Annotated in this window: 2 rRNA genes; both read right to left on the reverse strand. The window is 46.5% G+C overall.

Annotated features, from left to right (window positions below):
* Positions 1–40: 40 nt before the first annotated feature.
* Positions 41–151 (reverse strand): 5S ribosomal RNA (gene rrf, locus G7Y56_RS18270).
* Between the two features lie 194 nt (positions 152–345).
* Positions 346–3226, reverse strand: a 23S ribosomal RNA gene (locus tag G7Y56_RS18275).
* Between the last annotated feature and the right edge of the window lie 153 nt (positions 3227–3379).

The following is a 3379-nucleotide window of genomic DNA, read 5'->3' on the forward strand; positions in this document are numbered from 1 at the left end:
AAGCGCCTGTAGTATTTCTACTAGAGGCGCTCTTGCTTAAAGACGGCGGTAACCTACTCTCCCACATAATTGCAGTACCATCGGCACGATTGGGCTTAACTTCTCTGTTCGGAATGGGAAGAGGTGGAGCCCCAATGTTATAACCACCTTAATTTTGTTCTGTTAACAGTGATCGGTTAGCTTTTACAGCTGTTGGCTGTTGTGCGTATGTGATCTTCTATCAACGTTGTTTTGTTTGATATGATGTAAAGCAAAAAGTAAATGTGATTCGTAATTTTATTACTGTTGTTTGTTTTGTCGTGCCGTTGTCCTTCAGAGATTAATCTTCGGTGCTACGGCACGCGCTTTAGAAAGCGTTCGGGCAATTAGTACTACTCGGCTATGACATTACTGCCTTTACACCTGTAGCCTATCAACGTTGTAGTCTACAACGACCCTCAATGGAGATCTAATCTTGAAGCTGGCTTCGTACTTAGATGCTTTCAGCACTTATCCAATCCAGACTTAGCTACCCAGCAATGCTCCTGGCGGAACAACTGGTTGACCAGGGGTCTGTCCAACACGGTCCTCTCGTACTAGTGTCAGAACTCCGCAAATCTCCTACGCCCACGATAGATAGAGACCGAACTGTCTCACGACGTTCTGAACCCAGCTCGCGTGCCACTTTAATGGGCGAACAGCCCAACCCTTGGGACCTGCTCCAGCCCCAGGATGTGACGAGCCGACATCGAGGTGCCAAACCATTCCGTCGATATGAGCTCTTGGGAATGATCAGCCTGTTATCCCCGGAGTACCTTTTATCCTTTGAGCGATGGCCATTCCATACTGAAACCACCGGATCACTATGCTCTAGTTTCCTACCTGGTCGACTTGTAAGTCTCGCAGTCAAGCGTGCTTATACCATTACACTCTACGAACGGTTACCAATCGTTCTGAGCACACCTTTAGAAGCCTCCGTTACTCTTTTGGAGGCGACCACCCCAGTCAAACTACCCACCATACAGTGTCCTTGCGTCTGCAAGTTAGATTTCAAACAATTAAAGGGCCGTATTTCAAGGGTGACTCCACAAATACTAGCGTACCTGCTTCTTAGTCTCCGGCCTATCCTACACATCAAGTGCCCAAAATCAATGTAAAGCTATAGTAAAGGTTCACGGGGTCTTTTCGTCCCATCGCGGGTAATCGGCATCTTCACCGATACTACAATTTCACCGAGATCACAGTTGAGACAGTATCCAGATCATTACACCATTCGTGCAGGTCGGAACTTACCCGACAAGGAATTTCGCTACCTTAGGACCGTTATAGTTACGGCCGCCGTTTACTGGGGCTTCAATTCAAAGCTTCTCTTGCGATGACTTCTCCTCTTAACCTTCCAGCACCGGGCAGGTGTCAGACTATATACATCTAATTTCTTATTAGCATAGCCATGTGTTTTTGTTAAACAGTTGCCTGGATCGATTCTCTGCGGCCAGCCGTGAAGCTGGCACCCTTTCTCCCGAAGTTACAGGGTCATTTTGCCTAATTCCTTAACTGTGAATCGCTCGAGCGCCTTAGTATATTCTACCCGACTACGTGTGTCCGTTTGAGGTACGGGTGCGTTATAGATTAGCGTTTAGCGGTTTTTCTTGGCAGTATGGTTACCTACAATCAGCGCTCCCGAAGGATTGCTGTACTTTCAAGTTCGACTCTTTTAGCGGATTTGCCTACTAAAATCAACGTCTACACTCTTAATCCACCTATTCCGTCAGATGGATGTAGTTTCACTCCTGCGTCCCCACATAACTCTATAAAGCAGTACCGGAATATTAACCGGTTCTTCCATCGGCTTCGCCATTAGGCTATACCTTAGGTCCCGACTTACCCTGATCCGATTAGCGTTGATCAGGAATCCTTAGTCTTTCGGCGAGGGGGTTTCTCACCCCCTTTATCGTTACTTATACCTACATTTGCTTTTCTATCCGCTCCAGAGGGGATCGATCCCCGCCTTCTACGCTGTAATAGAATGCTCCCCTACCGATTTAAAATCCCATAGCTTCGGTAACTAACTTATGCCCGATTATTATCCACGCACTGCCACTCGACTAGTGAGCTGTTACGCACTCTTTAAATGAATGGCTGCTTCCAAGCCAACATCCTAGCTGTCTTAGTAGCGGTACTTCGTTAATTCAACTTAGTTAGTATTTGGGGACCTTAGCTGATGGTCTGGGTTGTTGCCCTCTCGGACATGGACCTTAGCACCCATGCCCTCACTCCCGACTAAATCTTGTGCCCATTCGGAGTTTATCTGGACTTGATAGGCGGTGAAGCCCTCGCATCCAATCAGTCGCTCTACCTGACACAAGTATACAGCCGAGGCTGCACCTAAATGCATTTCGGGGAGTACGAGCTATCTCCAAGTTTGATTAGCCTTTCACCCCTACCCTCAGGTCATCCGAAAGCTTTTCAACGCTTACCGGTTCGGTCCTCCAGTTAGTGTTACCTAACCTTCAACCTGCCCAAGGGTAGATCACTTGGTTTCGCGTCTACTCCCACTGACTATGGCGCCCTGTTAAGACTTGCTTTCGCTTCGGCTGCGTACTTCGTAGTACTTAACCTTGCCAATGAGAGTAACTCGTAGGTTCATTATGCAAAAGGCACGCCGTCACCATTTAAGGCTCCGACCGCTTGTAGGCACATGGTTTCAGGGTCTCTTTCACTCCTCTATTCGAGGTGCTTTTCACCTTTCCCTCACGGTACTGGTTCACTATCGGTCTCTCAGGAGTATTTAGCCTTACCGGATGGTCCCGGCAGATTCACACAGGATTTCTCGTGTCCCGCGCTACTCAGGATACTGCTAGGCTTGGTTATGGAGTCGTGTACGGGATTATCACCTTCTTTGATTACATTTTCCAATGTATTCCACTTCTATAACTTCTTGCCACGGCGCAGTCCTACAACCCCAATATTGCCTAAACAATATTGGTTTGGGCTTTTCCCGTTTCGCTCGCCACTACTCCGGGAATCATTTTTATTTTCTTTTCCTATGGGTACTTAGATGTTTCAGTTCCCCACGTTAGCTCCTTAATTGCTTAAGGTGATATTTTCTTCAAATATCAGGTTGCCCCATTCGGATATCTACGGATCAAAGGTAATTTGCACCTCCCCATAGCTTTTCGCAGCTTATCACGTCCTTCTTCGCCTCTGAGAGCCAAGGCATCCCCCATGTGCCCTTTCCTACTTTCTTTATTCTTTTCATGCATAAATAAAACCTCGCGGTTAAATTTATTTATGCAAGGGTAATAAATTCTATCAAATTTATCTTTTTGCTCTTGTTACATCATGTCAAAGATCATTATTCTATTACTAGAAATGTGGAGAATAACGGATTCGAACCGTT

Origin of the sequence: Dysgonomonas sp. ZJ709 (assembly GCF_011039195.1) — a bacterium.
In the GTDB taxonomy this organism is placed as follows: Bacteria; Bacteroidota; Bacteroidia; order Bacteroidales; family Dysgonomonadaceae; genus Dysgonomonas.